Source organism: Mesorhizobium sp. SEMIA396 (assembly GCF_024518615.1).
In the GTDB taxonomy this organism is placed as follows: domain Bacteria; phylum Pseudomonadota; class Alphaproteobacteria; order Rhizobiales; family Rhizobiaceae; genus Mesorhizobium.
Genome location: NZ_JANIFC010000012.1, coordinates 99,718 through 121,259, shown reverse-complemented (window position 1 = coordinate 121,259; position 21,542 = coordinate 99,718). Strand labels below are relative to the sequence as shown.

Annotated in this window: 18 protein-coding genes; 14 read left to right on the top strand and 4 right to left on the bottom strand. The window is 63.8% G+C overall.

The genetic code is table 11. The features are described 5' to 3' along the window. The first annotated feature begins 52 nt into the window (after window positions 1-52). The 8 genes from recR to NP503_RS26005 all read left to right on the top strand — a co-directional run bounded on the left by recR (window position 53) and on the right by NP503_RS26005 (window position 8,012). Window positions 53-658, top strand: coding sequence for a recombination mediator RecR (gene recR, locus NP503_RS26040; protein WP_027039603.1), 606 nt, complete (start codon window positions 53-55; stop codon window positions 656-658). A 194-nt stretch (window positions 659-852) separates the two neighbouring features. Beyond that, on the top strand, window positions 853-2,130 hold the full coding sequence (locus NP503_RS26035; RefSeq protein WP_127301543.1) for a lytic murein transglycosylase: 1,278 nt from the start codon (window positions 853-855) through the stop codon (window positions 2,128-2,130). A 262-nt stretch (window positions 2,131-2,392) separates the two neighbouring features. Then, window positions 2,393-4,036, top strand: a complete 1,644-nt coding sequence (locus NP503_RS26030) for an ABC transporter substrate-binding protein (RefSeq protein WP_127267906.1) — start codon at window positions 2,393-2,395, stop codon at window positions 4,034-4,036. Between the two features lie 18 nt (window positions 4,037-4,054). Next, complete coding sequence (locus NP503_RS26025) at window positions 4,055-5,122, top strand: ABC transporter permease (RefSeq protein WP_127267905.1); 1,068 nt, start codon at window positions 4,055-4,057, stop codon at window positions 5,120-5,122. Then, window positions 5,119-6,039 (top strand): nickel transporter permease, encoded by a 921-nt coding sequence (nikC, locus tag NP503_RS26020; RefSeq protein ID WP_127267904.1) that lies wholly within the window; start codon window positions 5,119-5,121, stop codon window positions 6,037-6,039. The genes NP503_RS26025 and nikC overlap by 4 nt, the downstream gene beginning before the upstream one ends. Next, the gene (locus NP503_RS26015; RefSeq protein ID WP_127267903.1) at window positions 6,036-6,881 is read left to right on the top strand and encodes an ABC transporter ATP-binding protein; all 846 of its coding nucleotides are present in this window, start codon (window positions 6,036-6,038) and stop codon (window positions 6,879-6,881) included. The genes nikC and NP503_RS26015 overlap by 4 nt, the downstream gene beginning before the upstream one ends. Beyond that, complete coding sequence (locus tag NP503_RS26010) at window positions 6,878-7,627, top strand: ABC transporter ATP-binding protein (RefSeq protein WP_127267902.1); 750 nt, start codon at window positions 6,878-6,880, stop codon at window positions 7,625-7,627. The genes NP503_RS26015 and NP503_RS26010 overlap by 4 nt, the downstream gene beginning before the upstream one ends. A 46-nt stretch (window positions 7,628-7,673) precedes the next feature. Then, entirely contained in the window at window positions 7,674-8,012 is a 339-nt protein-coding gene (locus tag NP503_RS26005; protein ID WP_127267901.1) for a hypothetical protein, read from the top strand. 12 nt (window positions 8,013-8,024) lie between these two features. Here the strand turns inward: NP503_RS26005 and NP503_RS26000 are convergent, their stop codons facing one another. Genes NP503_RS26000 through NP503_RS25990 form a run of 3 tightly spaced genes read right to left on the bottom strand, consistent with a single transcriptional unit; the run spans window position 8,025 to window position 13,332 of the window. After that, a complete protein-coding gene (locus tag NP503_RS26000; RefSeq protein WP_127272389.1) occupies window positions 8,025-11,120 on the bottom strand; it encodes an efflux RND transporter permease subunit in 3,096 nt (1,031 codons plus the stop codon). Beyond that, window positions 11,117-12,196 (bottom strand): efflux RND transporter periplasmic adaptor subunit, encoded by a 1,080-nt coding sequence (locus NP503_RS25995; protein ID WP_127270819.1) that lies wholly within the window; start codon window positions 12,194-12,196, stop codon window positions 11,117-11,119. The genes NP503_RS26000 and NP503_RS25995 overlap by 4 nt, the downstream gene beginning before the upstream one ends. Then, window positions 12,193-13,332, bottom strand: a complete 1,140-nt coding sequence (locus NP503_RS25990; protein ID WP_127272390.1) for an efflux RND transporter periplasmic adaptor subunit — start codon at window positions 13,330-13,332, stop codon at window positions 12,193-12,195. Before NP503_RS25990 ends, NP503_RS25995 begins: the two co-directional genes overlap by 4 nt. A 247-nt stretch (window positions 13,333-13,579) precedes the next feature. Here NP503_RS25990 and NP503_RS25985 point away from each other — a divergent pair, with 247 nt between their 5' ends. After that, on the top strand, window positions 13,580-14,857 hold the full coding sequence (locus tag NP503_RS25985) for a 4-aminobutyrate--2-oxoglutarate transaminase (RefSeq protein WP_023811424.1): 1,278 nt from the start codon (window positions 13,580-13,582) through the stop codon (window positions 14,855-14,857). A gap of 118 nt (window positions 14,858-14,975) precedes the next feature. Here the strand turns inward: NP503_RS25985 and NP503_RS25980 are convergent, their stop codons facing one another. Further along, window positions 14,976-16,229 (bottom strand): NAD(P)/FAD-dependent oxidoreductase, encoded by a 1,254-nt coding sequence (locus NP503_RS25980; RefSeq protein WP_127270716.1) that lies wholly within the window; start codon window positions 16,227-16,229, stop codon window positions 14,976-14,978. A 433-nt stretch (window positions 16,230-16,662) separates the two neighbouring features. Here NP503_RS25980 and NP503_RS25975 point away from each other — a divergent pair, with 433 nt between their 5' ends. The 5 genes from NP503_RS25975 (at window position 16,663) to NP503_RS25955 (ending at window position 21,518) form a co-directional block, all read left to right on the top strand. After that, complete coding sequence (locus NP503_RS25975) at window positions 16,663-17,952, top strand: imelysin family protein (RefSeq protein WP_127270714.1); 1,290 nt, start codon at window positions 16,663-16,665, stop codon at window positions 17,950-17,952. A 110-nt stretch (window positions 17,953-18,062) separates the two neighbouring features. Continuing rightward, window positions 18,063-18,374 carry a (2Fe-2S)-binding protein gene (locus NP503_RS25970; protein WP_023811421.1) on the top strand — a complete coding sequence of 104 codons (312 nt, stop codon included), beginning with the start codon at window positions 18,063-18,065 and terminating at the stop codon, window positions 18,372-18,374. Beyond that, window positions 18,340-18,825 (top strand): bacterioferritin, encoded by a 486-nt coding sequence (gene bfr / locus NP503_RS25965; RefSeq protein ID WP_013527914.1) that lies wholly within the window; start codon window positions 18,340-18,342, stop codon window positions 18,823-18,825. The genes NP503_RS25970 and bfr overlap by 35 nt, the downstream gene beginning before the upstream one ends. Before the next feature lie 12 nt (window positions 18,826-18,837). After that, the gene (locus NP503_RS25960) at window positions 18,838-20,439 is read left to right on the top strand and encodes a di-heme oxidoredictase family protein (RefSeq protein ID WP_127266954.1); all 1,602 of its coding nucleotides are present in this window, start codon (window positions 18,838-18,840) and stop codon (window positions 20,437-20,439) included. Continuing rightward, complete coding sequence (locus tag NP503_RS25955; protein WP_127266953.1) at window positions 20,439-21,518, top strand: imelysin family protein; 1,080 nt, start codon at window positions 20,439-20,441, stop codon at window positions 21,516-21,518. Before NP503_RS25960 ends, NP503_RS25955 begins: the two co-directional genes overlap by 1 nt. The last annotated feature ends 24 nt before the right edge of the window (window positions 21,519-21,542 follow it).

Sequence of the window (21,542 nt, the reverse complement as noted above, 5' to 3'; positions counted from 1 at the left end):
TTCCCGGGAAAACCGCTTCGCACTTTTCCTGGAATTGCTCTAGATCAGAGCGATGTCGAAGCGAATCGCCGGTCCCGAGATCGAACGTCTGATCCAGCTCCTGGCCAAGGTGCCGGGGCTGGGTCCCCGGTCGGCCAGGCGTGCGGCCCTTCATCTGATCAAGAAGAAGGAGCAGCTTTTGTCGCCGCTGGCCGCCGCCATGGCCGAAGCGGCCGACAAGGTGCGCATCTGCTCGACCTGCGGCAATGTCGACACATCGGACCCTTGCATGATCTGCACCGACCCGCGCCGCGATGCCGGCACCATCATCGTCGTCGAGGACGTCTCCGACCTGTGGGCGCTGGAGCGCGCGGCGGCGATGAATGTGCGCTACCACGTTCTCGGCGGCACATTGTCGCCGCTCGACGGCATCGGCCCCGACCAGCTCAACATGCGGTCGCTGGTCGACCGCGTCGCCGGTGGCGAGGTCAAGGAGATCATCCTCGCCGTCAATGCGACGGTGGAGGGCCAGACGACCGCGCATTACCTCACCGATCAGCTGTCCGGCTTCGACATCAAGGTGACACGGCTCGCGCATGGCGTGCCGGTCGGCGGCGAACTCGACTATCTCGACGAGGGCACGCTGGCCGCGGCGCTGCGCTCGCGGACGGCGTTTTGACAAAGTTGCGGCAGAGGATGCGGGTCATGATTTTTGCGCGTCCACCAAGGCTGGTGCCAAACACCCCCCTCTGTCCTGCCGGACATCTCCCCCTCAAGGGGGGAGATTGGCTGGCGGCTCAGCTTTCGATAATCACCCACGTTGCGGGCAGAGCGCCGCCCGTGAAGCTGCCGATCTCCCCCCTTGAGGGGGAGATGGCCGGCAGGCCAGAGGGGGGCGCGCCAGAACGCGGCCTTCGCCAGTTTTGTCTTGCATTCTTACTGGCTGCCCTTGCCTTCCTCTTCCTTTCCACCCCCGCCTCCGCCGCAAAGATCGACGACCAGTTCCGCGCCTGGCTGCAGAACGACCTCTGGCCGCAGGCCAAGTCACAAGGCATTTCCAAAACCACCTTCGATGCCGCCTTCGACGGCATCAAGCCCAATCTGAAACTGCCCGACCTGGTCAAGCCGGGCGAGAAGGCGACCACGCCGCGGAAACAGCACCAGGCCGAATTCGGTTCGCCCGGCGCCTATTTCGCCGAGAAAACGGTTCGTGCGGTGACGGCGGGCGGGCGGGCGCGCGAAGCCACCAATGCCAGGACACTTGCATCAATCGAAAAGCGCTATGGTGTGCCGGGCGAAGTGCTGCTGGCGATCTGGGGCCGCGAGACCGGATTCGGCGCGGCGAAGGTGCCTTACGACGCCTTCGAAGTGCTGGGCACCAAAGCGTTCATGTCGACCAGGAAGGACTTCTTCCGCACCGAGTTGCTTGCTGCACTCGAGATCGTCGAGCGCGGTCTTGCTCCGGTCGGCGCGATGAAATCGTCGTGGGCCGGAGCGCTCGGCCAGCCGCAATTCATGCCGACCTCGTTCCTGAAACATGCCGTCGATTTCGACGGCGACGGCCGCGCCGACATCTGGAACTCGACGCCGGACGTGCTGGCCTCGATCGCCAATTATCTCGTCCATTACGGTTGGGTAAAGGGCCGCGGCTGGGGTTTCGAGGTGACGGTGCCGGAAAGCGTTTCCTGTTCGCTGGAAGGCCCGGACCAGGGCAAGAAAATCTCGCAATGGGCTGATATGGGCATCAAGCGCGTCGGCGGCAAACCGTTTCCAGCAAGTGAGCTGAAGGCCGAAGGCTTCCTGTTGATGCCGGCAGGGCGCAGCGGCCCGGCCTTTGTCGCCACGCCCAATTTCTACGTGCTGAAGCAATACAACACCAGCGACCTCTACGCGCTGTTCATCGGCCACGGCGCCGATCGCATCGCCCATGGCGACGCGAATTTTGCCGGCAGCTGGGGCGCGGTTGGCGGGCTCCACCGTTCGGACATCGCGGCCCTGCAGCGGTCGCTGGAAGCCAAGGGCTATGATGTCGGCAGCGCCGATGGCCTGCCCGGCTTCAAGACCCGCCGTTCGATCGGCACGTGGCAAGCCAAGAACGGCCGCGCCGCCACCTGCTTCCCTGACGCCGACCTGGTCGCGGCGCTGAAGTAGCCGCGACATTCGCCAGATTTTCCCCGATCGGCAGCCTCTATTGGCTGGCTTGTGCGTCGGCATCCCGCCGGCCTTTCTGGCCCATTGAGCCGTCGCACAAATGCTCGTTGCCCGCCACCAGGCTGCCGGATATGGTGTTGACCAACTGGACAAAAACCGCAACGGTAGGAGATCCGTGGGCCCCTCTCCAGGCCCGAAAAAAATTCCACAACCCTGAGCCGGGAACTCAGGTCAACAAACAACAAAACAGGGAACAATCACGATGATGATGGAAAAGTTTGCTCTACGCTCTCGCTTCCTGCTTGCGGGTGCAGCCATGTCCGCACTGCTTCTGGCCGGCGCGCCCGCCGGTGCGGTCACGCCCGCCGACACGCTGGTCGAAGGTTTCGCGATCGACGACATCATCTCCATGGATCCGGGCGAGGCGTTCGAGTTGTCGACCGCCGAGGTCACCGGCAATACCTATGATCTGCTGGTCCGTCTCGACCTCAGCGACACCTCCAAGGTCAAGGGCGACCTCGCCGAAAGCTGGACCGTCTCCGACGATGGGCTGACCTACACCTTCAAGCTCAAGCCCGGCCTCAAATTCGCCTCCGGCAATCCGATCACCGCGGCCGACGTCGCCTGGTCGTTCGAACGCGCCGTCAAGCTCGACAAGAGCCCGGCCTTCATCATCGGCCAATTCGGCATCAGCGGCGACAACGTCGCCGAGAAGGCCAAGGCGGTCGACGAGACCACTTTCCAGTTCACCGTCGACAAGGCTTATGCCCCGAGCTTCGTCCTGAACTGCCTGTCGGCAACGGTCGCTTCGGTGGTCGACGCCAAGCTGGTCAAGGAACATGTCGCGGCGGTCACGCCGAGCGCCGACTACAAATGGGACAATGATTTCGGCAATGCCTGGCTGAAGACCGGCTATGCCGGCTCCGGCGTCTTCAAGCTGCGCGAATGGCGCGCCAATGAGGCAGTCGTTCTCGAGCGCAACGACAATTACCATGGCGAAAAGGCCAAGCTTGCCCGCGTCATCTATCGCAACATGAAGGAAAGCTCGGGCCAGCGCCTGGCGCTCGAAGCCGGCGACATCGACGTTGCCCGCAATCTCGAGCCGAACGATCTCGACGCCATCGCCAAGAACGCCGATCTCACGACCACCAGCGCGCCGAAGGGCACCGTCTACTACATCAGCCTCAACCAGAAGAACCCGAACCTTGCCAAGCCGGAGGTCCGCCAGGCCTTCAAATATCTGGTCGACTATGATGCCTTGAGTTCCACCATCCTCAAGGGCATAGGCGAAATCCACCAGACCTTCCTGCCCAAGGGTGTGCTCGGCGAATTGGATGAGAATCCGTTCAAGCTCGATGTCGCCAAGGCCAAGGAATTGCTGGCCAAGGCCGGCCTGCCCGACGGCTTCAGCGTAACCATGGACGTACGCACCGGCCAGCCGACGACCGGCATGGCGGAATCGATCCAGCAGACGCTTGGCCAGGCCGGCATCAAGCTCGAGATCATCCCGGGCGACGGCAAGCAGACGCTGACCAAATATCGCGCCCGCAACCACGACATCTATATCGGCCAGTGGGGCCAGGATTATTTCGACCCGAATTCCAACGCCCAGACCTTTGCCTCGAACCCGGACAATTCGGATGCGGGCAAGTCCAAGACGCTGGCCTGGCGCAACGCCTGGGACATTCCGGACCTGACCAAGGAGACGGAAGCAGCACTGCTCGAGAAGGACGCCGGTAAACGCGCTGACATGTACAAGGATCTGCAGAAGAAGATCCTGGACACCAGCCCCTTCGTCGTCATCCACCAGCAGCTGGAAGTGGCCGGCCTGCGCAAGAACCTCAAGGGCTTTGCGCTCGGCCCGAGCTTCGACAGCAATTTCGTCGGACCGGTGTCCAAGGAATAATGCTCGCGGACACGCCGCATGAGCGCGGTTGAAAAAGAAATGGCGGCGGGGCGCGGCAGCGCCCGCGCTGTCGCTATTGCATCATCCTTTGGCCGTTTCCTGGTCATTGCGATCACGACCTATCTTGGTCTGCTCGCGGTCACCTTCTTCATCGGCCGCGTCATTCCGATCGACCCGGTGCTGGCGGTGCTCGGCGACCGGGCGCCGGCCAATGTCGTCGAGCGCACGCGCCGCGAGATGGGCCTCGATCTGCCGTTGATCGAGCAGTTCTACATCTATGTGAAAAATGCCCTGAACGGTAATTTCGGCGTCTCCGTGCTGACCACCAATCCGGTCATGACCGACATTCGCCGGGCGCTGCCGGCCACCACCGAACTGGCGACGCTGGGAACGCTGATCGGGGCGCTGTTCGGCGTGCCGCTCGGCGTGCTGGCGGCGGTCAAGCGCGGCAGTCTCATCGACCAGATCGTGCGCATCATCGGCCTGATCGGCTATTCCGTGCCGATCTTCTGGCTCGGCCTGCTGGCGCTGGTGCTGTTCTATGCCAAGCTGCAATGGGTTGCCTTCCCGGCGCGGCTCGACGTCGTCTACGAGTACACTTTTACGCCGATCACCGGCTTCTATCTCCTCGACTCCGCGATGCAGGGGCAGTGGGACGTGTTTTACGACGCCTTCCGCCACATCATCCTGCCGGCATCGCTGCTCGGCTACTTCTCGCTCGCCTATATCAGCCGCATGACGCGCTCGTTCATGCTCAACGAACTGTCCCAGGAATACATCGTCGCGGCGCGCGCCAAGGGCCTGTCGGAAACCCGCATCATCTGGGGCCACGCGCTGCGCAATGCGGCGGTGCCGATGGTGACGGTGATCGCGCTCTCCTATGCCGGGCTGCTCGAAGGCTCGGTGCTCACCGAAACCGTGTTCTCGTGGCCGGGCATCGGCCTTTACATCACCAATTCGCTGCAGAACGCCGACATGAATGCGGTGCTCGGCGGCACCATCGTCATTGGCTCGGTGTTCATCGCCATCAATCTGCTCTCCGACCTGCTGTATCGGGTGCTCGATCCGAGGACGAAGGTTCAATGAGCGCCGACACCATCCAGAGTCGTCGCGACTGGCTGCTCAGCGAGCGGCCGGCCTCGCGCATGCAGGCAAGGCTCGGCCGCGCCTATGTGGCGTGGCGGCGCTTTTCCGCCAACCGGCTGGCCTTTCTCGGCCTGCTCATCATCATTGCCTTGCTGGCCGTCGCCGCCCTTGCCGGCGTGCTGGCGCCCTATTCTCCGACGTTCGGCGACCTGAAGAACGCGCGCCTGCTGGCGCCGAGCGCCGAGCATTGGTTCGGCACCGACGATCTCGGCCGCGATATCCTGTCGCGCATCCTCTACGGCTCGCGCTGGACGCTCTATGTGGTCATCCTGGTGGCCATCATCGCGGCACCGATCGGCCTCTTGGTCGGCACGGTGGCCGGCTATGCCGGCGGCTGGACCGATGCCATCCTGATGCGCATCACCGACATCTTCCTCGCCTTTCCCAAGCTGATCCTGGCGCTGGCCTTTGTCGCAGCACTGGGCCCCGGCATTGAGAATGCGGTGCTGGCCATCGCCATCACCTCATGGCCGCCCTACGCCCGTATCGCGCGCGCCGAGACGCTGACGGTGCGCAATTCCGATTACATCAAGGCGGTGCAGCTGATGGGCGCCTCGCCCTTCCGCATCGTGCTGCGCCATATCATGCCGCTTTGCATTTCGTCCCTGATCGTCAGGGTGACGCTCGACATGGCCGGCATCATCCTGACCGCCGCCGGGCTCGGTTTCCTCGGCCTCGGCGCGCAGCCGCCGCTGCCCGAATGGGGCACGATGATCGCGTCCGGTCGCCGCTTCGTGCTCGACCAATGGTGGGTGGCTGGTGCGCCGGGCTTCGCCATCCTCATTGTCAGCCTCGGCTTCAATCTGCTCGGCGACGGCCTGCGCGACGCGCTCGACCCTCGCAGTGGTGACCAATGAGCAGGGAAACGAAGACGCTTCTCGACGTCGACGACCTGCGCGTCACTTTCCCGACCCGCACCGGGCTGATCGAGGCGGTGCGCGGCGTCTCCTTTTCGCTCGGTCGCGAACGGCTCGGCATCGTCGGCGAATCCGGCTCCGGCAAATCGCAGACCGGCCGCGCCATTATGGGGCTGACGCCGCCGCAGGCGCGGATATCGGCCAACAAGCTCGCCTTCGACGGCATCGACCTGCTCAGCGTCTCGCCACGCGAACGCCGGAAGCTGCGCGGCAAGCGCATCGCCATGATCCTGCAGGACCCGAAATATTCGCTCGACCCTGTCATGAGCATCGGCCGCCAGATCGTCGAGACGCTGCGCACCCATGAAAAGGTCGGCAAGGCCGAGGCGCGCGACCGCGCATTGGCCATGCTGGAGGCGGTGCAGATCCGTGATCCCTCTCGCGTCTTCAACCTGCATCCGCATGAAGTTTCGGGCGGCATGGGCCAGCGCGCCATGATCGCCATGATGCTGATCGCAGGACCGGAAATGATGATCGCCGACGAACCGACTTCGGCGCTCGACGTAACCGTGCAGCTCGATGTGCTAGGCATCCTCGACAAGCTGGTCAGCGAACGCGGCATGGGGCTGATCTTCATCTCGCACGATCTGCGCCTGGTCTCATCCTTCTGCGACCGCGTCATCGTCATGTATGCCGGCAAGGTGGTCGAGCAGCTCAAGGCGTCCGAACTCGGCCATGCCCAGCATCCCTACACGCGCGGCTTGCTCAATTGCATGCCCAAGATCGGCGCCGACCGCCACCCGCTGCCGGTGCTCGACCGCAAGCCGGAGTGGGCGGCATGACTTCCGCGATTGCCGTCGACAGGCTGGAAGTGATCTTCGACCGTTTTCGCGCGCTGAAGGGTGTCAGCCTCGACGTGCAGCCGGGCGAATCCTTCGGCCTGGTCGGTGAATCCGGCTCCGGCAAATCGACGCTGCTGCGGGCCATCGCCGGCCTTGCGCCGGTCGCATCGGGCAGCATCGTCGTCAACGGCAAGACGCTTGGGACACGCCGCGACAAGGCCTTCTACCGCGAAGTCCAGATGGTCTTCCAGGATCCGTACGGCTCGCTGCACCCGCGCCAGACCGTCGACCGGCTGCTGCAGGAACCGCTTGCCATCCATGGCTTTGCCGACGGCGAAAAGCGCATCCAGCGGGCGCTCGACGAGGTCGGCCTCGGCAACGGTTTTCGGTTCCGCTATTCGCACCAGCTCTCCGGCGGCCAGCGCCAGCGCGTGGCGATCGCCCGTGCGCTGATTCTCGAACCGTCGATCTTGCTGCTCGACGAGCCGACCTCGGCGCTCGATGCCTCGGTGCAGGCGGAAGTGCTCAACCTGTTGGAAGAGGTACGCAGGCGGCGCAAGCTGACCTTCCTGATGGTCAGCCACGACCTCGCCATCATCACCCATATGTGCGAGCGGCTGATGGTGATGCAAAGCGGCGAGGCGGTGGAGAATCTGGCGGCGGCAGACCTTGTCGAACGCCGCGTAACCAAGGATTATACGCGCAATCTGTTGCGGGCCAGCGATGGGTTTGTGAGAACCGCCTGAATTCGTTTTCTCGTTTTGCGTCGAACAACCATCTCGGGGAATTCCTATGGAGGAATGGAAGTTTGCGGATCCGCCCAATCTCGCAGTGTATTCGGACAAGAGCATATTTAAACGTGGCGACTGGATCGCATACGTTGTGCATGAAGATGACGACGACGACAGCTACAACGACGAAGGTGGCACTTGGCAATTCCACAACAGCGAACCCGGACCTGTGGATGACGGCGACATAATGCTCGTCGGCCTGCAAGAGGTGGTGAGGTGGGATCAAACTATCCTGGAGTTGGCCGATTTGCCTAAAGGTTGGCATGCTTGGCGCGCCTCGAAATCATCGCCATGGCGGCGTGCAAAGTCACGTCCCGTACCCTCTAACGACAACGAATGACCCGGCAAAGCCTTAAGTCTGAGCTTGCACCGGTTCGCCGCTCTCCACAGGTGGCTCTTCCTGGGCTTCAGGCTCCTTGATCCTGAACCACGTCACATAAAGCGCCGGCAGGAACAGCAACGTAATCGCCGTGCCGGCAATGATGCCGCCCATCATGGCATAGGCCATCGGGCCCCAGAACACTTCACGTGCGATCGGGATCAGCGCCAGGCTGGCGGCGGCCGCCGTCAGCGCGATCGGGCGCATCCTGTGTTCCGTCGCTTCGATGACAGCGGCCCAGCGGTCCTTGCCGTCCCGGACGAGATCCTCGATCTGCACGATCAGGATGACCGAGTTGCGGATCAGGATGCCGATCAGCGCCAGCACGCCGAGGATGGCGACGAAGCCGAGCGGTGCTCCGCTCGGCACCAGGGCCGCCACCACGCCGATCAGGCCGAGCGGCGCCACGGCCACCACCAGGAACAGGCGCTGGAAACTCTGCAACTGCACCATCAGGATCGTCGCCATGACGAACAGCATCAACGGCACGACGGCGGCGATTGGTCCCTGGCTTTTGGCACTCTCCTCGACCGAGCCGGCGGTGGCGATCGAATAACCCGGCGGCAGCTTGGCGGTGAAGGCATCGACCGACGGCTTCAACTCGTTGACGACGGTGGCCGGCAGCACGTCGCCGACCAGTCCGGCGCGCACGGTGATGGTCGGGATGCGGTCGCGTCGCCACACCGTTGGCTGCTCCAGATCGTAGCGGAAGTTGGCGACGGCCGCGAGCGGGATCGCCTCGCCGGTACTGGTCGGCAGCTGCATGTTCTGCAAGGTTTCGATCGAGCCGCGTTCGGACCCACGCGAGCGCGCCACGACATTGATCAGATAGGTGGCGTCGCGCACCTGCGTGATGGTGGCGCCGCCGACCGTACTGTTCAGCGCGCTGGCGATGTCGGAGGAGGTGATACCGAGCTGGCGTGCCTTGTCCTGCAGCACGTCGACCCTCAGCACACGCTGCGGCTCGTTCCAGTCGAAGGTCGGCGCTGCTAGCTTTGGATTGGCGGAGATGACACCGGCGAATTGCTGCGCCAGTTCGCGCACCGTCTGGATGTCGGGACCGCCGACGCGATATTGCACCGGGCGGCCGACCGGCGGTCCGAGTTCGAGCGGCTTGACGAAGGCGTCGGTGCCGACGAACTCCTCGCGCAGCAGTTTTTCAAGCGCCGGCTTGACCCGGTTGCGGGCCGCGATGCTTTTGGTGACGATGACGGTCTGGCCGAAATAGGGGTTGGCCGGCTGCACGTCATAGGCGAGCACGAAACGCACCGCGCCCTGGCCGATATAGGACGAAAAATGGTCGATGTCGGGATTGCCGACCAGCGCCCGCTGCTCGAACCGCTCCATCTGGTCGCGCGTATCGGCGATCGAGGCATTCTGCGGCAGGTTCCAGTCGACGATCAGCTCCGGCCGGTCCGATGGCGGAAAGAACTGCTGCTGCACCAGCCCGAAGCCGGCGATCGAGCCGGCAAACAAAAGCACTGTGACGATGATGGTCAGCCAGTGATGGCGCACCGAGCCGACAAGCACGCGCCGGAAAAGCGAGGTGAAGCGGCCAGGCTGGTCGTGATGCTTGGTTTTCATCGTCGCCGGCAGGATGGTGACGCCGAGCAGTGGCGCAAACAGCACCGCCACGACCCATGACACCAGCAGCGAAACGGCGATGACCACGAACAGGGTGAAGGTATATTCGCCGGCGGCGCTGTTGTTGAGGCCGATCGGGATGAAGCCGGCGACCGTCACCAGCGTACCGGTCAGCATCGGAAAGGCGGTCGATGTGTAGACATAGGTCGCCGCCTTGCGCAGATTGTCGCCGACCTCCAGCCGCGCCACCATCATCTCGACCGCGATCATCGCGTCGTCGACCAGAAGCCCGAGCGAGATGATCAGCGCCCCCAGGGAAATACGCTGCAGCGAAATGCCGAGATAGGCCATGACCGTGAAGGTGATGGCCAGCACCAGCGGGATCGACAGCGCCACGACGAAGCCGGCGCGCATGCCGAGGCTGATGAACGACACGGCGAGCACGATGGCGACCGCCTCGAACAGCGCGCGCGTAAAGCCCGAGACGGCCTCCTCGACGATGACCGGCTGGTCGGCCACCAGATGCACGCCGACACCGACCGGCAGGTCGGCCAGCACCTTGTCCATCTCCTTGTGCAGCGCCTCGCCGAACTCGAGCAGGTTGGCGTTGGGTTTCATGCCGATGGCGAGCCCGATGGCGTCCTGGCCGTTGAAGCGGAATAGCGCCGTAGGCGGATCGACATAGCCGCGCGTGATCGTCGCCACGTCGCTGAGGCGGAAGAAACGGTCATCGACCCGCAGATTGATGGCGCGCAGGCTGTCCTCGGAGGTGAACTGCCCGCCGACCCGCACGCTGATGCGCTCCGGCCCGGACTGGATGACGCCGGACGGCGTGATCGCGTTCTGCGCCTGCAGGCTCGCCACGATCGCTTGCTGGTTGAGGCCGAGGGCGGCGATCTGGCGGGTCGAGAATTCGAGATAGATCGCCTCGTCCTGGGCGCCGACGAGGTCGACCTTGCCGGCGTTGGGCACGGTCAGGATTTTTGTTCTGGCGTCCTCGACATAGTCGCGCAACTGGCGCGGCGTCAGCCCGTCCGATGTGAAGGCGTAGATGTTGCCATAGACGTCGCCGAAGCTGTCGTTGAAGAAGGGTCCCTGCACCCCCTGCGGAAACTGCGCCGCGATGTCGTTGACCATGTTGCGCACCTGAATCCAGTTCGGCACGACATCGCGTGCTTTGGTGGTGTCCTTCAGGTTGACGAAGATGACGGTCTGGCCGGCCGTGGTGACGGACTTGGTGTAGTCGAGGCTGTCGAGTTCCTCGAGTTTCTTCTCGATACGGTCGGTCACCTGCTGCACGGTTTCCCTGACCGAGGCGCCCGGCCAGTTGGCCTGGATGATCATCGTCTTGATGGTGAAATTGGGGTCTTCTTCACGGCCGAGATTGAGGTAGGAGAACACGCCAGCCACGACGAAGACAAGCATGAAATACCAGACCATGGAGCGGTGGTTGAGCGCCCAGTCGGAGAGATTGAAGCCTTTCATGAGGCCCCTCCCTCGGGCACTGTCACCTTCTGGCCTTCGCTCAGGCTGTGGACGCCCGCCGTGACAACACGCATGCCGGCCTCCAGCCCCTCGGCCACCGTGAAGGTGCCGCCATTCTTCGACGCGACCTTTATGTCGTGTGCGTTCACGCTGGATGTCTGCGGGTCGACGATCCATACTTTCGCGGAACCGTTCTTTTCGAACAGCGCCGACATGGGCAATTCGATCGTCGGTGCCACCTTGGTCACGCGGGTCGCCGTCACCGTCGAGCCGAGCCGGAAGGCCTGTGGCGGATCCGTGAGCGTCAGCTTGACGCGCCGCGTGCGGGTCGAGCCCTCGGATTGCGGTGCGATCTCGCGCAGCTTGGCCCCGGTCTGGATCGTAGGCAGCGACTGCAGGATCACCTGGAAGGGCGTGCCGGCCTCAAGATCACCGGTCAATTGATCGGGAATGTCGACCACCGCCTCGCGCAGGTCCGAACGCGCCACGGTGACGACGGTCTGGCCGGGCGAGACCGTCTGGCCAACTTCGGCGCCGACCGCGGTGACGACACCGTCGAAATCAGAGAACAGCCTGGCATAGCCGAGCTGTTCCTGCGATTTGGCAAGCGAAGCCTTGGCCCGCTCGACACCTGCCTCCGCGGCTTTGCGCGCCTGCTGCGCGGCATCGAAGACAGCTTGCGTGGCGTTGGCCGAGGCGAGCAACTGGCGCTGCCGTTCCTCGCTGGCGGCGGCGTTGGCGAGCTGCGCCTCGGCATTGGACAGTTCCGCCTTGGCCGCCTGGAGGCCCAACTCCAGTGCGGTCGGATCCAGTGCCGCTATCGTCGTGCCCTTGCTGACGATGTCGCCGACCTGGACGTCGCGCGAGACGACCCGGCCAAGCAGGCGGAAGGCCAGGTCGGCGCTGACCTGCGGTTCGACGGATCCGGCAAAACCGAAGATTTGCGTGGTGCGCGGCTCGATCACCATCGACAGCACCGGTCGGACGATCTCGGGCGGCTTTTCCTCCGACTTGGAGCAGGATGCCAGCGCGCCGAGCATGAGCACGCCGAGCAGGATGCGTGGCGTCCGGCTCATTGGCCCGCTCCCGATATCTCGATCGTCTGTCCAGGGCTGAGCAGCTGTCCTCCAGCGGTGACGACGCTCTGGCCCGCGTCCAGCCCCTTGGCGATCACGACCGTGCCCGAATTGAACGCCAGCACTTCGACTGGCGCCATCGTCACTGCCTTGGTCGAGGGATCGACGATCCAGACCGCCGGCTTGCCGCCGCTGGACGTCAGCGCCTGCCAAGGCAGCAGGATCGCCTTCGCCGGCTTGGCGCTTACCGTGCCGATGACGGCTGCCCCAAGCGGCATGCCGGCGGGCGTGTCGGGAATGGCGATTTTGACCCGGATCGAGCCCGAAGCCGGGTCGACCGCAGGCGAGATTTCGCGGACCTTGCCCGTCGCCCTGACCTGCGGATCGGACAACAGCGTGATCGTCACCGCAGGCGATGCCGGTGCCTTGGCGATCAGCGTCTCCTGCACGTTGAACACGGCGTCGCGGTCACCGTCCTCGGCGACGGTGAAGACGGTTTGCGCGGCTTGCACCACTTGGCCGGTTTCGACTTGGCGGGCGGTGATCACGCCGGCGGCACCGGCCTTGAGCTCGGTGAAGGACAGGTTTTGCTGGGCGTTGGAGAAAGCGCTCTGCGCGGCTTCGACGCTGCCTTGTGCCACCTTCAGGGCCTGGTCCGCGGCGTCATAATCGCGCCTGGTGGTAAAACCCTGGGCGAGCAGCGTCTTCTGCCGTTCGAAGGCGGCGGCGGACTGGGTCAATTGCGCCTGCGCCGCGTCGAGATCGGCCTGCGCCGAGCGCAAATCGGATTCCTGCTCCTGCGGATCGATCCGGGCGAGCACCGTGCCTTGATCGACATGCTGGCCGACATCGACAAACCGTTCGGCGACGCGACCGCCGACCCGGAACGACAGATTGTTCAGCGTACGCGCCGCGATCACCCCGGTCAGTGAGGTCCTTGGCGCATAGTCGGCCATCGCCACCGTTTCGGTGCGCACCATGACCGGCAATTTCTTGTCCGCCGCCTCCTGCTTCTGGCAGCCGGTTAGCAGAAGAGCCGCCGTGCAAGCGAAAAGCACCGAGGCGATCGGACAAGAAAACAGGCAGGGGGTTTTGACCGACGGCCGCGAGACGGACGATGTCGCGTTCCTGCTCATGGACTCCCCCAGCCCCGTGGGCGGCTAGCGCGGATCGCGAGACCTCGCGGATATCTGGAGGATAGTCGATCCCCGGGAAAAGGAAACCGGTGTCGTACGTGTATCGGGCAACTGGTTAAGCGCCGGGATCCACCTGTCGCAGGCCCAATCGCCTGCCGGTGGTGCCGACTTGAGGAAAACGTGAAATAAGGTCAGAAGACGTCTCAACGGCATCAAACAGGACGGGCGCCGGCCCGGTGAGGATACGATGAAGAATTCAGCCATTTCCGAACGCAAGAACCAATCGATTTCCCGCGGCGTCGGCATGACCACGCAGATCTATGCCGACCGGGCTGAAAATTCGGAAATCTGGGATGTCGAGGGACGTCGCTATATCGATTTCTCGTCGGGCATCGCCGTGGTCAACACCGGGCATCGCCATCCCAGGGTGATCGAGGCGGTCAAGGCACAGCTCGACCGCTTCACCCACACCTGCCACCAGGTGGTGCCCTATGAGAGCTATGTGCGCCTGGCCGAACGGCTGAACGGCATGCTGCCTGGCAAGTTCGAGAAGAAGACGATCTTCGTCACCACCGGGGCCGAGGCGGTAGAGAACGCCATCAAGATCGCCCGCAATGCCACCGGCCGTCAGGCGGTCATCGCCTTCGCCGGCGGCTTCCATGGCCGCACCTTCATGGGCATGGCGCTTACCGGCAAGGTCGTGCCCTACAAGGTCGGCTTCGGCGCCATGCCGGGCGACGTCTATCATGCGCCGTTCCCGGTGCCGCTGCACGGTGTCTCGGTCGCCGACTCGCTGGCCGCGCTCGACCGGCTGTTCAAGGCCGATGTCGATCCGGCCCGCGTCGCAGCCATCATCATCGAGCCGGTTCAGGGCGAAGGCGGTTTCTACGACGCGCCGCGTGATTTCCTGGTTGCGCTGCGCAAGCTTTGCGACCAGCACGGCATGCTGCTGATCGCCGACGAAGTGCAGACCGGCTTTGCCCGCACCGGCAAGATGTTTGCGATGGATCACCATGAGGTGGCCGCCGACATCACCACCATGGCCAAGAGCCTGGCCGGCGGTTTTCCCTTGGCCGCGGTCACCGGCCGCGCCGAAATCATGGATGCGCCCGGCCCCGGCGGGCTCGGCGGCACCTATGGCGGCAGCCCGATCGGTGTTGCCGCCGCGCACGCCGTGCTCGACGTGATCGAGGACGAAAACCTGTGCGACCGCGCCAACACGCTGGGCGCAAGGCTGAAGCAGCGGCTGCAGTCGATCCGTGACGACGTGCCCGAGATCGTCGACATCAGAGGCCTCGGCTTCATGAATGCGGTCGAGTTCAACGACGTCAAGAAGGGCCTGCCGTCGGCCGAGATCGCCAATGCGATCCGGTTGAAGGCGCTCGACAAGGGCCTGATCCTGCTGACCTGCGGTGTCTACGGCAACGTCATCCGCTTCCTGGCGCCGATCACCATCCAGGACGAGGTCATGAACGAAGCACTCGACATCCTGGAAAGCTCGATCCGCGAAGTCTGCGCCGCCTGAACTTCTACCTCCCCCTTGTGGGGAGGTCGGGCCGAAGGTCCGGGTGGGGGCTTGGCGCCCACCCCCACCCCGCTGCTTCGCAGCGACCCTCCCCACAAGGGGGAGGGTAAGCGGGGGGCTAGCCCGCAGCCCTTGCAGGCTCATCCTGCTGGAATGCGGCCAGCGCCGCCTTCAGACCGTCAGGTCCCTCAGCAACCAGCTGCGGCGTCGGCGAGAAGCCGGCGCCGAGCATCTTGCGGCCAAGCATGTGGTCGCCGGGACGGTTGACCGATTCGATACCGAGCAGCCGGTCGCCGGCATAGTGGTAGATCGAGAACTTGTTGTCGGGCAGGTCGCCCAGCACGACATGGCTGTCGCCGCCGGCGGTCAGGCCGACCATCTGCAATTTGATGTCGCCGATGTCGGACCAGAACCATGGCACCGCCGAATAGGCGTCGGCATGGCCCGATATCGTGCGCGCGGCAAGCCGCGCCTGGTCGGTGGCATTCTGCACCGATTCCAGCCGCACGTCGCCGCCGGTGAACCAGTGCCGGTAGGAGGCAGCATCGCCAATGGCGAGAATCTCCGGCATCGACGTGCGCATCTGATGATCGACGCGAATGCCGTTGGCGATGCTGAGGCCGGCCGCCTGCGCCAGTTCTAAATTCGGCACGGCACCAACGCCGACGATGAGCATGCGCGCCGGCAGCCTTTCGCCTGATGAGGTGATGGCGGCCGTGACATGACCGTTTTCGCCATCGAGCCTGGCGATGGAGGTGCCGGTGAGGATGCGCACGCCTGTCGCCTCCAGCCGTTGCCGGACGTGGCTCGCCACGATCGGCGCCACGGCGCGGCCGAGCAGCCGGTCCACCGCCTCGACCACTGTCACCGTGCGACCGGCGGCCCTCAACGTGGCTGCGATCTCCAACCCGATGAAACCGCCGCCGAGGATGACGACTTCGTCGCTTTGCGTGCTGAGGTCGCGGATCAGCCGCGCATCGGCCAGCGAGCGCAGCGACAGCACACCGGACAGGTCGGCACCGGGCAGCGGCAGCGTGCGCGGGCGCGAGCCTGTCGCCAGGATCAGGTGGTCAAAGGCCAGCGCACCACCGCCGGCAATATCCAAACTGCGGCGTCCGGCATCGATCCGATCGATCCTGACGCCGGGCCGGTAATCGATGGCGCTGCCGGTGTAAAAGGCCTCGCCGCGCAAGGGTTGCGGCTTGGCCTCGGCATCCTTGATGAAAGTCTTCGACAGCGGCGGCTTGTGATAGGGAAGTTCGTCCTCATCCCCAACGAGGATCACCGGCCCGTCATAGCCGTCTTCGCGCAGACTGGCGGCCGCTTGCACGCCCGCATGACCCGCGCCGACAATGACCACACCGTTCTTCATCGCATCCAATCCTGATTCTACCCTAGGATGTTTCGCCAGATGGCAATTGTCTGGCACCGCTGCAAGCGAGCTTTTGCGGGTCGCATCCGGGATGGCGGCTGTCAATCGCACAGTTCAGCGGCAAGACCGGTGCAGGAAAATGCATAAAGTTGAGAGTCGTAGTTTAGAATAATTCTAAACTGTTGTTTCAATTGACTTTTCTTGCGGATTGTCATTGACATCCGACGATGTCGCAGCTTTATGGAGGCTCGCGCGTCAGCGCATCCCTTTAATGTCTGGGCCTTGAACCCTTTCGATTGGAGGCATTTTGGTGTCTTTCTTCCGCGAACCGCGCGATGGCGCGGCATCTCTTGCGCCCAATGGCCCACAGATGGCCTGGCGCCGGTTGCTGCGCGCGCCGTTTACAGAATTTCCGAGAAACTGGAGAGTGATTATGACAGCACGATATGGCAGCAGGCTTGCGGCGATCGGCGCCACTGCCCTGCTGACGGCGGCGGTATTCGTGTTGCCGGCAAAGGCGGAAACCGATGCAAAGGCGGTCATCAAGACCTATTCCGACATCGCACTCGCCAAATACGAGGATTCGTTGACCACCGCGCAGGCGCTCGACAAGGCGGTCGACGCGCTGCTCGCCGCGCCATCGGTGGAACCCCTCAACGCTGCCCGTGACGCCTGGAAGGCATCGCGCGTTCCCTACCAGCAGACCGAGGTCTACCGCTTCGGCAACAAGATCGTCGACGACTGGGAAGGCAAGGTGAACTCCTGGCCGCTGGATGAAGGCTTGATCGACTACGTTGCCAAGAGCTACGGCACCGAATCGGACGCGAACGCGCTCTACACGGCCAATGTGATCGCCAACAAGGAGATCGAGATCAACGGCAAGAAGGTCGATGCATCGAAGCTTTCGCCGGAGTTCCTCTCCGGCACGCTGCAGGGAGCCGGCGGCATCGAGGCCAATGTCGCCACCGGCTACCACGCCATCGAATTCCTGCTCTGGGGCCAGGACCTGCATGGCACCGGCCCGGGTGCCGGCGAGCGCCCCTATACCGACTACGACCTCAAGAACTGCACCGGCGGCAATTGCGATCGCCGCGCCGAGTATCTGAAATCGGCCAGCGACCTTCTGGTTTCGGATATTCAGGAGATGGTCGGCAACTGGAAGGAAGACGGCGCCGCCCGCAAGGCTCTCGTCGATGGCGAGCCGAACACGGCGATCTCGACCATCTTCACCGGCATGGGCTCGCTGTCCTACGGCGAACTGGCCGGCGAGCGCATGAAGCTCGGCCTGCTGCTGCATGATCCGGAAGAGGAGCACGATTGCTTCTCCGACAACACCTACAATTCGCATCTCTACGACGCCATCGGCATTCGCGCGGCCTATCATGCGAGCTACACGCGTCTCGACGGCACCGTCGTTTCGGGTCCCTCGGTGGCCGATATGGTGAAGGCGGCCGATCCGGCGATCGACAAGGAACTGTCTGACAAGCTCGATGTCACCGTCGCCAAGATGGAGGCGATCAAGGCGCGTGCACTGGCCGGCGAGGCCTATGACCAGCAGATCGCCGAGGGCAACGTTGAGGGCAACGCCACCGTGCAGGCGGCGATCGATGCGCTGATCGATCAGACCAAGTCGATTGAGCGCGCCGTCGGCTCCCTGAAGCTCAGCACCATCGCCTTCGAAGGGTCCGACAGCCTCGACGCGCCGGACAAGGTGTTCAAGTAAGGGCCGAAAGACAGGAGACTGATCCGGAGCCGGACCGGCTCTGGAACGGCCTCCGCTAGAAAATCAAGCCACACGGCGCGGGAGACGCCGTCAGCCAGCCGAGCAAGCCAATGCTGATTTGTCATTGCAATATCATCACCGAGAAGGAGATCGAGCAGACGATCGTCGGGCTGCTGGACCAGGATCCCTGGCAGCTGATCGTGCCGGCGAAGATCTATCATGCCATGCAAAAGCGCGGTCGCTGTTGCGGCTGCTTCCCAAATGTGGTGGAAACGATCATTCGGGTCACCGAAAATTACCACGCCCGCTCGGAGGCGAGCGGCGTGGATGTCGTTTCACACCTGGATCGCGTCAGAGGCCTGCGCGTCCAATACGGGAGCAGAATTCATGAAAGGCGATCCGCAGATCATCGAGCGGCTTAACGAGGCTCTTTTTCTGGAGCTTGGGGCCGTCAATCAGTACTGGGTGCATTTCCGTCTGCTTGAGGACTGGGGATACGCCAAGCTGGCAAAGAAGGAGCGGGCGGAATCGATCGAGGAGATGCACCATGCCGACAAGCTCGTCGCCCGTATCATCTTCCTCGAAGGCCATCCGAACCTGCAGTCCGTGGCGCCGTTGCGCATCGGGCAGAACGTCAAGGAAGTGCTCGAATCCGATCTTGCCGGCGAATATGACGCACGTACCGCCTACAAGCGCTCGCGCGAAATCTGCAACGACGCCGGCGACTACGTGACGATGAAGCTGTTCGAGGAATTGCTCGCCGACGAGGAGGGTCACATCGACTTTCTCGAGACGCAGCTCGACCTGCTTGCCTCGATCGGCGAGGAAAAATACGGCCAGCTCAACGCCGCATCGGCGGACGAGGCGGAGTAAGGGCATGCGGGAATGCGGCGCCTGCTAGAATTCATGCGCCGCTCGCGGCGGGCCAATGGCTCGCCGCTCCTTCGCAAGACGCCGGCCGGATTGGCGCGTCGGCGCTATGTCGTGCTCGTGTTGGCGCTTGCCTCCTCGGCGATGGCCGGTGATCTTCAGCCTGCCGGGCTCGCCACCACGCGCACCGACCTCAATGCGAAGGACCAGGCGCGCGTCATCGCCGTCACGAGGCCGACCGCGGATTTTTCCAGGCCAGAGCAGTTCGAACTGATGCAAGGTGGCGCCGGCACGTCCCGGAAGGACGTCAGCCGCGATTCCTTCTCGCAATCCTCGGCCAACATCACCTTCGAGGAAGAGGGCGACTTCAAGCTCGGCAATGCCCTTTTCCGCAAGAACTGGGTCTCGTCGCCATCCTCGACGCAGGCGTCGGACGGGCTCGGCCCGCTGTTCAACGAACGTGCCTGCCAGAACTGCCATCTGAAGGATGGCCGCGGCCGCCCGCCGCAAGGCGACGTCGGCACCACGTCGATGTTCCTGCGGCTGGCCCGTGACGCCAGCAGCGCGGAAGAGAAGGCGGCGCTTGCCGACCACGAGGTGCTCAACTTCCCCGACCCGGTCTACGGCAGGCAATTGCAGGAGCTCGCCGTACCCGGCCTGCCCGGTGAAGGCAGGATGCATATCGACTACCAAGAACGTAAGGTAGAGCTGACGGACCGCACTGTGATCTCCTTGCGCAAGCCGAGCTATTCGGTTGACGGCCTTGGCTACGGGCCGCTTGACCCACGCACCACGCTGTCGCCGCGCCTGACCCCGCCGATGATCGGCTTGGGCCTGATCGAACAGATCGCGCCGGCTGATATTCTCGCCCACGCCGATCCGGACGACAGGGACCGCGACGGCATTTCCGGCAGGCCGAACATCGTGCGCGATAGCCTGAACGGAAAACTGACGCTTGGCCGTTTCGGCTGGAAGGCACAGACCGCGTCGATCCGCCAGCAGGCGGCGGACGCTTTTGCCGGCGACATCGGCATCTCGACGCCCGAAGAGCCGAAGCATTGGGGCGATTGCACTGCTGCGGAGGCAAAATGCCTCGACATGCCGAACGGCGTGCAGCAGCGTCTTGGCCCGGTCGAAGCGCCGCCGCCGGTGATGGATCTCGTCACCTTCTATTCGCAGAACCTGGCCGTGCCGTCGCGCCGCGACCTCGACCGGCCCGACGTGCTCGCGGGCAAAAAAACATTCTACGAGATCGGCTGCATTGCCTGCCACACGCCGAAATTCGTCACGCGCCGCGATACGCCCAACAAGGCGCAGGCCTTCCAGTTGATCTGGCCTTATTCCGACTTCCTGCTGCACGACATGGGGCCTGATCTGGCCGATGGCCAAGCCGTGGGAGATGCAACGGGCAATGAATGGCGCACGCCGCCACTGTGGGGCATCGGCCTGACCGGGACGGTCAACGGCAATTCCTTCTTCCTGCATGACGGGCGCGCGCGCAGCCTGACCGAGGCGATTCTGTGGCATGGCGGCGAGGCGCAGAAAGCGCGCGACCGCTTTGCCGCCGCCAGTGCGACTGAGCGTGACGCGCTGCTCAAATTCCTGGAGTCACTGTGATGTTCAAGCGTTCTGCATTGTTTCTCGTTCTTCCGCTGGCCCTGCTGGGCGTTGTCCCTGCGTCGGCGGCGGTCAAAGCCTCCGATATCATCCAGCGCGCGATCGATGGCTTCGTCCGCCCGGCCTATGCCGGCCTGCACGAGCATGCGGAAGCCTTGACCGGATCCATGCGCGAGCTGTGCGTCACGCCCTCGCAAGGAGAACTCGATGCCGCACGCGCCGAATTCTCCGCCACCGTCTATGCCTGGTCGTCAGCCGAAATCATCGGCTTCGGACCGATCAAGGAGAACAACCGGCTGGAGCGCATGCTGTTCTGGCCGGATCGCAAGAGCATCGGCCTGAAACAGGTACAGGCGGCGCTGTCCGACAAGGATCCGACCGCGACCGATCCGGCACAACTGGCCGGCAAGAGCGTTGCCATGCAGGGGCTGGGCGCGCTCGAATTCGTTCTTTACGGCGACGGCGCCGATGCACTTGCCGGCAAGGATGATCCCTACCGCTGCGCATATGGCGCGGCGGTTGCCGGCAACATCGAAGCCATGGCCGGTGAGGTCAGCGCCGCCTGGAACAAGCCGGACGGCTTTGCAGCGCTTTGGGCCAATCCGGGGCCGCAGAACCCACTTTACCGCGACGGCAACGAAGCGGTGACGGAACTGGTCGGCGTCTTCATCAATGAGCTCGAAATGGTGCGCGACGTGCGCCTGAAAGGGTTTTTCGGCGGCAAGCCGGATGCGGACAAGCCGAAACAGGCAATCTACTGGCGCTCGCAAAACACCACCGCGTCACTGGCCGGCAATCTCTCCGGCATCGATACGCTGTTCCAGGCCTCGAAGCTGGGCGATGCCCTGCAGACCGATGCGCGCTGGATGGCCGAATCGATCCACATCCAGCTGGTCAACGGTGTCGCCACCGCCAAGGCGGTCAGCGGTCCAATCGACAAGGCGCTTGCCGATCCGGCGCTGCGTGACAAGCTCGATCATTTCGCGCTGATCACCTCCAGCCTCTCGGCCTTGATTGGCACCAGGTTGACCGCCGAATTCGGACTGACCGCAGGCTTCTCCTCGCTGGATGGGGACTGAGCATGATCCCGAAAAGTGGAAGCC

What these genes read in the sequence shown, in the direction of transcription:
- NP503_RS26035 (WP_127301543.1), top strand. Translation starts at nt 853, where the DNA reads ATGGCCGGCAGGCCAGAGGGGGGCGCGCCAGAACGCGGCCTTCGCCAG.
- NP503_RS25955 (WP_127266953.1), top strand. Translation starts at nt 20,439, where the DNA reads ATGTTCAAGCGTTCTGCATTGTTTCTCGTTCTTCCGCTGGCCCTGCTG.
- NP503_RS26015 (WP_127267903.1), top strand. Translation starts at nt 6,036, where the DNA reads ATGAGCAGGGAAACGAAGACGCTTCTCGACGTCGACGACCTGCGCGTC.
- recR (WP_027039603.1), top strand. Translation starts at nt 53, where the DNA reads ATGTCGAAGCGAATCGCCGGTCCCGAGATCGAACGTCTGATCCAGCTC.
- NP503_RS26025 (WP_127267905.1), top strand. Translation starts at nt 4,055, where the DNA reads ATGAGCGCGGTTGAAAAAGAAATGGCGGCGGGGCGCGGCAGCGCCCGC.
- NP503_RS25990 (WP_127272390.1), bottom strand. Translation starts at nt 13,332, where the DNA reads ATGAGCAGGAACGCGACATCGTCCGTCTCGCGGCCGTCGGTCAAAACC.
- NP503_RS26010 (WP_127267902.1), top strand. Translation starts at nt 6,878, where the DNA reads ATGACTTCCGCGATTGCCGTCGACAGGCTGGAAGTGATCTTCGACCGT.
- NP503_RS25960 (WP_127266954.1), top strand. Translation starts at nt 18,838, where the DNA reads ATGCGGCGCCTGCTAGAATTCATGCGCCGCTCGCGGCGGGCCAATGGC.
- NP503_RS25970 (WP_023811421.1), top strand. Translation starts at nt 18,063, where the DNA reads ATGCTGATTTGTCATTGCAATATCATCACCGAGAAGGAGATCGAGCAG.
- NP503_RS26005 (WP_127267901.1), top strand. Translation starts at nt 7,674, where the DNA reads ATGGAGGAATGGAAGTTTGCGGATCCGCCCAATCTCGCAGTGTATTCG.
- NP503_RS25985 (WP_023811424.1), top strand. Translation starts at nt 13,580, where the DNA reads ATGAAGAATTCAGCCATTTCCGAACGCAAGAACCAATCGATTTCCCGC.
- NP503_RS25995 (WP_127270819.1), bottom strand. Translation starts at nt 12,196, where the DNA reads ATGAGCCGGACGCCACGCATCCTGCTCGGCGTGCTCATGCTCGGCGCG.
- bfr (WP_013527914.1), top strand. Translation starts at nt 18,340, where the DNA reads ATGAAAGGCGATCCGCAGATCATCGAGCGGCTTAACGAGGCTCTTTTT.
- nikC (WP_127267904.1), top strand. Translation starts at nt 5,119, where the DNA reads ATGAGCGCCGACACCATCCAGAGTCGTCGCGACTGGCTGCTCAGCGAG.
- NP503_RS25980 (WP_127270716.1), bottom strand. Translation starts at nt 16,229, where the DNA reads ATGAAGAACGGTGTGGTCATTGTCGGCGCGGGTCATGCGGGCGTGCAA.
- NP503_RS25975 (WP_127270714.1), top strand. Translation starts at nt 16,663, where the DNA reads ATGACAGCACGATATGGCAGCAGGCTTGCGGCGATCGGCGCCACTGCC.
- NP503_RS26000 (WP_127272389.1), bottom strand. Translation starts at nt 11,120, where the DNA reads ATGAAAGGCTTCAATCTCTCCGACTGGGCGCTCAACCACCGCTCCATG.
- NP503_RS26030 (WP_127267906.1), top strand. Translation starts at nt 2,393, where the DNA reads ATGATGATGGAAAAGTTTGCTCTACGCTCTCGCTTCCTGCTTGCGGGT.